We start from the raw sequence: 5,507 nt of genomic DNA on the forward strand, positions 1-5,507 counted from the left end.
CATGATCCGCGGATATCATCAGGGCCCGCGGCCGACCGGCCGCACTACGAGGCCGGACATATGCAAGCACCCAACCGGATTCGACACGCATTGAGGAAAGACTTGACGAAGGGGGTGTCCACATATGCTTCGCGATGCAAAGGCGGGGCGAGCCCCGCCGGCGGAAATCAGTTGCCCCCCGTCCTTGAAGGGGTGGCCCCTTTGACGGCCGCCTGCCCATCTCTTGAAGGACGTGCGGGTGTCGGGTGGGTTCGACAGCCGGGATGCGGGGAAAATACGCGACCCAGTTCCTCAAGCGATGCTTGACCCCTGCCCCGCTTCCAGACTGCCTTTGCGCTTCGAGAGTTCAGATCGTCAGTCGATGCTGATCCTTGGGGTCGATCTGCTCTGCCAGATGCTGGCGCAACGCCTCAGCGCCGTGGGCTCGGAGATCGTCGTTGAAATCCCCGAGACGTGGCTCGAGCACCCGTACGGCAATCCCGGCCTCGGTTGCTCTGGCGGTCAACCGTTCCGCCGCACGCTGCCCCGCCGGATCGCGGTCGATGGCGATGTAGAGGCGCTGCAATCCATCCGGCAACAGGACGGCTCCGAGGTGACTCGACGAGAGTGCCGCCCAGACGGGCAAAGAAGGTGCCGCCTCGCGAACGGACAGCATGGTCTCGATGCCTTCCCCCAGCACGAGGGTTTGATCTGCAGGAGCGATCCTGACGGCATTGCCGAGGAGCTGACCCATCGCCCGCCGCGGTGTGTCGACAGCCGCCTTGTCCTGTCCGTCAGGTGCCAACCAAGTACGATGCACGCCCTGCAAGGCCCCTGCCCCATCGGTGACGGCGGCGATCATCGCAGGTCTGGGGACAGGCTTGGTCTGACACTCTTCCCGATGCCAGCACTTCGGGTGGAAGCGCAGGGTTGCACTCGGCACTACTTGGGTGACGCCCCGGGTGCGCAAGTAGACCTCGGCCGGAGACCCTGCCAAGGGTAGCGAGGCTGCGAACAAGCGCGATGCCGCCTCGACTGTGCCGCTTGGGGACTTGGACGCACGTTGCACTGGCACCTCCGGGAAAACCGGTTGCGGACGGCCAAGATGCGCGCGGGCCTCGGCCAGAAGTTCGGGAAAGCGGGTGATCCCCGTGCGTTCGCGGATGATGTCGAGGAGATCACCGTGTTCACCGGTCGCGCTATCCGTGAATTTCCCTGCGGCACCGGCCCCCGACGCGGGTCCAGTCAGCCGGACAAACAGCGATCTCCCTGGATTGTTCTGCAGATCGCCGACCATCCAGTAAGAGCCTTCCCGCCTCCCGGCGGGAAGATAATGGCGGCAGACGCTTTCGGCATTTTGCGAGAGGTCTCGCAGTATCTCTTCTGTTTCCAATGACATGGCACACACGATTAACAACCCTTGCGTGCATGTAGACCCTGGATGGGGAAACGTGCAAGTAACTGATCAAGCACTTTCACACCGCCGGAATCCGTCGGGCAGAAGAGACGCAGTTTCCAGCTGATGATCTCCGAGAAGAAGCCATCCGCCTTGAGCCGGTCTTTGGCGACCTCGGAGAAGCCGGAGAGTTCGACCCGGTTGACGCCCATGACGCGGGACCGGTGCAACTCCATCCCTTCATCTAGCCGCACCACGGTCTTGCCCTCCAGAACGAGGGCATGCACCTGCGCTGCACTGAGCTTCGGCGCGTCATCTGCCAGCGTGGTCGCGACCCAGGCGGGCGAGACACGCCGACCGATGATGCGTTGGCCATCGTCTGTCTGCAGCCGGTAGACGCTGGTTTCGTCCTGGGGAAGTTGTTTCCAGATCGGCAGCAGGAGGCCTGCCACGATGTGCAGCGTGGCTTCCGAGAACTCCGGCACTTCGGCCAGTTCCGCGGTCCACGAGGCAGCGAAGGCCGCGCGGTCGGCCTCCAGCCAGTGGGTGTCCTCCATGATCTTCGCTGGGAGGGTGCTTGCCTCGGTCGGGCGGATCAGCCGCAAGCGCGGCTCGATGGTGCCGTCGTCCAGCATCAGGCTGGTGGCAGGCACCTGCACGGCTGCCCGACCCGAGCGGCTGTTGACCAGGAGCCGTGCCTTCGGGTCATCAAGCCAGTCGAGCGCATCGGCGAGGGAAGTCGGCGTGTTGCGCCGCTTCTCCGCGATGGTGAGGAGCTGGGTTTCGGCGCCGGAGCCGGGATGGGTGTAGATCACCCGCGCATCCGTGACGCGGAAGCTCTCGGCGCGCAGCGTCTCGAGCCCGAGGTCATAGACCCCGGCGGCGATCGCGCCCTCGATTCTTTGGTCGAGGAGTTCCTCGAAGGCCGAAAACAGCACGGCCTGCATATCGATCGTCAGCGCCAGCAGGCGATTGAGGAAGGTCGTGATGGGTGGCAGGTCATCCTTCAGACCGTTGTCATCAGTCAGGCTGAGGCCGGTGGCATCTTCGAATGCGCCGAGCGAGCAGCCCGCGACATCGCCACGATAAATGCGGCGATAAAGCTGGCGCAGGGCGTCGCGGGCGTAGGGGCTCTCGAGGTTGTCTTCGGGTCGGAACAACCCCTGCCCGCCGGTCTGGCGCTGACCGCGGGTGATCGCCCCGAGCGTGTCGAGGCGGCGCGCGATAGTCGAGAGAAATCGCTTCTCCGCCTTCACATCGGTGGCCACCGGTCGGAAGAGCGGCGGTTGCGCCTGATTGGTCCGATTGGTGCGGCCCAAGCCTTGGATGGCAGCATCGGCCTTCCAACCGGGTTCCAAGAGGTAATGGACCCGCAGGCGCTGGTTCTTCACGCCAACATCGGCGTGATAGCTGCGGCCTGTACCGCCGGCATCCGAGAAGATCAGGATGCGCTTCTGATCATCCATGAAGGCGGCGGTTTCCGCGAGGTTGGCAGATCCGGCCCGGCTTTCGACAACGAGGCGGGCCGCTGAACCTTCGCCCTTCCTCACGATCCGGCGTGACCGACCCGTCACTTCGGCCACAAGGTCGGTGCCAAAGCGCTGGACGATCTGATCCAGCGCGCCGGGCACGGGCGGAAGCGAGGCCAGATGCTCGATCAGCGCGTCGCGCCTGCGCGCGGCCTCGCGGCATTCCACCGGCTGGCCATCGCGCGTGACAGGCCGCGAGGAGAGGTTGCCTTCGCTATCGGTGAAGGGCTCGTAGAGTTGCACCGGGAAGGAGTGCTGCAAATAATCAAGGCAGCTCTCTCTTGGCGTGATGTCCACCCGCACATCGTTCCATTCATCCGTAGGGATGTCCGACAGGCGGCGTTCCATCAGCGCCTCGCCGGTGGAGACGATCTGGATGACCGCTGCATGGCCAGCCGCGAGATCGGCATTAATGGACGCGATCAGCGTGGGGGTTTTCATCGAGGTGAGCAGATGGCCGAAGAAGCGCTGCTTGGCGCTCTCGAAGGCCGAGCGGGCGGCGGACTTGGCCTGACGGTTCAGTGTGCCGTTCTCACTCGTGATATTGGCCACTTCCATCGCGGCGGCGAGGTTGTTGTGGATGATGGCGAAGGCCCCCGCATAGGCATCGTAGATGCCGCGCTGCTCGGGGCTGAGCGCATGCTCCAGCATCTCGTATTCGACGCCGTCATAGGACAGCGAGCGGGCAGTGTAGAGGCCGAGGGACCGCAGGTCGCGGGCAAGGACCTCCATCGCCGCAACCCCGCCTGCCTCGATGGCTTCGACGAACTCCGCCCGCGTCGCGAAGGGGAAATCTTCGCCACCCCAGAGGCCAAGCCGTTGCGCATAGGCGAGGTTGTGGACTGTCGTCGCCCCTGTGGCGGAGACATAGACCACGCGGGCATTGGGTAGCTTATGCTGCAAACGTAGGCCCGCCCTGCCCTGCTGCGAGGCTTCCGTATCGCCGCGCTCGCCGTTCGAACCTGCGGCGTTTGCCATCGCGTGGCTTTCATCGAAGATGATGACACCATCGAAGTCGACGCCGAGCCAGTCCGCGATCTGGTCGACGCGGGATTTCTTGGCCCCGCGTTCTTCCGAGCGAAGTGTGGCGTAGGTGGTGAAGAGGATGCCCTCAGAAAGCGGGATGTCGCGGCCTTGCGCGAAGCGCGACAGCGGCGTGACCAGCAGCCGCTCCTGACCGAGAGCCGACCAATCGCGCTGCGCATCCTCCAGCAGCTTGTCGCTCTTCGAGATCCAGAGCGCCTTACGGCGGCCCTGCGCCCAGTTGTCGAGCAAGATGCCAGCCGACTGGCGGCCCTTGCCCGCCCCTGTGCCATCGCCGAGGAAGAAGCCGCGGCGGAAGCGGACAGCGTCTGTGGCATCGTCGGGTGCGGCCGAAACCATGTCGCCGGTTTCATCCACGCACCAGGACCCGGCGAGATAGGGGCCATGCGCTTCACCGGCGTAGATCACGGTCTCAAACTGTGCGTCGGACAGCAGGCCGTCGCGCAGGACGGCCGCGGGCAGCTTGGGTTGGTAGGAAGGTTTCGGGGGCGAGACGGACGCCATCGCCGCCGACTGCACCAGCTTGGTCGGGTGCGGGGCCGCGCCGGGGATGTCGATGACCTGCAGGCGGAACGTCTCATAAATGGCATCCGACAGGCGCGCGGTATCATCGTTTTCGCGCCCCTCGCGCAGGGTGTAGGCGAGGTCTTCGGCCTCGACCTTAGCGATGGCTTGCGCGGGTTGGGCCGCAGAAGTCGCGCGAGAAATTCCGATGGCCTTGCGTGTGGAGGGGGCAGAGTTTCCCGGGAAGAGGGGAAAACGGCTCTGACTAGCCGTTGCGGTCTGATCCGACTCAAAGCGTGGCGGAACGTCAGCGGTGATCCGGGCGAGGAGATGCGCTACATCCGGAGAGGCCAGCTGGCGCAGGTCAGCCGTGACACCACCCATCTCGCCAACACGGCATTTGTCGAAGACCGAGATCCGCGTCTCAAAGCTGGTGCCGTGCTTGGCGAAGGCAGCACCCGACACAGCGCCAGTGAAGACGAGATGCGCGGTCTCGGTCAGGCGGGCGAAAGTGTCCGCCCCGGTGGGCGTATCGGGCGCGAAACTGGCACCGGTGATGGTAACCAGCCGACCGCCAGGGACCAGGCGCGCGAGCGCCGAGCGCAGATGCCGGGCCGTCGCCTCGGTGGTGCGGGCGTCGACATTGGCCACCGCCGAGAATGGCGGGTTCATCAGGATGACGCTTGGGCGAACGCCCGCGTAGAGATGATCATCGATCTGCGCGGCGTCAAAGCGAGTGACCGGGCGGCCCGGGAACAGCAGGCGCAGAAGGTCAGCTCGGATGTCAGCCAACTCGTTCAGCGCGAGGCTGCCGCCCGCGATTTCGGCGAGGATCGCCAGAAGCCCGGTCCCGGCCGACGGCTCGAGGACCAGATCGCGGGGCGTGATCTGTGCCGCAGCCAAGGCCGCCAGCCCCATGGGCAGGGGTGTGCTGAATTCCGATGACCATTCGTCAAGAGGATAGGCATGCGTTTCCCGCCGCGCGGCTTGAATGCCGTTCGTCATGTTCGTTCTCCTTGCGATATTGGCAGAGGTCAGGGCACCCGACTTATTCG

Annotated in this window: 2 protein-coding genes; both read right to left on the minus strand. The window is 64.8% G+C overall.

Translation table 11 applies throughout. The annotated features are described in order from the left end of the window. Window positions 1-346: 346 nt before the first annotated feature. Window positions 347-1,378 (minus strand): DUF7146 domain-containing protein, encoded by a 1,032-nt coding sequence (locus tag ACO2Q5_RS23735; RefSeq protein ID WP_423295679.1) that lies wholly within the window; start codon window positions 1,376-1,378, stop codon window positions 347-349. A gap of 11 nt (window positions 1,379-1,389) precedes the next feature. Beyond that, the gene (locus ACO2Q5_RS23740; protein WP_423295680.1) at window positions 1,390-5,457 is read right to left on the minus strand and encodes a strawberry notch-like NTP hydrolase domain-containing protein; all 4,068 of its coding nucleotides are present in this window, start codon (window positions 5,455-5,457) and stop codon (window positions 1,390-1,392) included. Window positions 5,458-5,507 lie beyond the last annotated feature (50 nt).

The organism is Neotabrizicola sp. VNH66 (genome assembly GCF_049445895.1).
Taxonomy (GTDB): domain Bacteria; phylum Pseudomonadota; class Alphaproteobacteria; order Rhodobacterales; family Rhodobacteraceae; genus Pseudogemmobacter.

Excerpts from the sequence above, each read along its gene's own strand:
- ACO2Q5_RS23740 (WP_423295680.1), bottom strand. The coding sequence starts at position 5,457 with ATGACGAACGGCATTCAAGCCGCGCGGCGGGAAACGCATGCCTATCCT.
- ACO2Q5_RS23735 (WP_423295679.1), bottom strand. The coding sequence starts at position 1,378 with ATGTCATTGGAAACAGAAGAGATACTGCGAGACCTCTCGCAAAATGCC.